This window comes from Moraxella sp. VT-16-12 (assembly GCF_002224245.2).
GTDB lineage: Bacteria > Pseudomonadota > Gammaproteobacteria > Pseudomonadales > Moraxellaceae > Moraxella.
On record NZ_NKHK02000044.1, the window covers coordinates 1 to 410 of the forward strand.

Genomic DNA, 410 nt, shown 5'->3' on the forward strand with positions numbered 1-410 from the left:
GCGGTGGTGACCAGGCTGTGGGTCAGGCCACTCTTGGCATCGACACCAATGTGGGCCTTCATGCCAAAGTGCCACTGATTGCCTTTCTTGGTCTGATGCATCTCCGGATCGCGTTGCTGCTCTTTGTTCTTGGTCAAGCTGGGTGCCTCAATGATGGTGGCATCGACCAAGGTGCCTTGAGTCATCATGACGCCTGCTTCGGCCAGCCAGCGACTGATGGTCTTGAACAATTGGCGGGCCAGTTGATGCTGCTCCAGCAGGTGGCGGAAATTCATGATGGTGGTGCGGTCCGGCAAGGCGCTATCCAGGGATAACCGGGCAAACAGACGCATGGAGGCGATTTCGTACAGAGCATCTTCCATCGCGCCATCGCTCAGGTTGTACCAATGCTGCATGCAGTGAATGCGTAG

Annotated in this window: 1 pseudogene; it reads right to left on the reverse strand. The window is 56.6% G+C overall.

The window, feature by feature from the left end:
* Positions 1–410: pseudogene (locus CEW93_RS10680) on the reverse strand (IS5-like element IS5B family transposase); the annotation flags it as partial.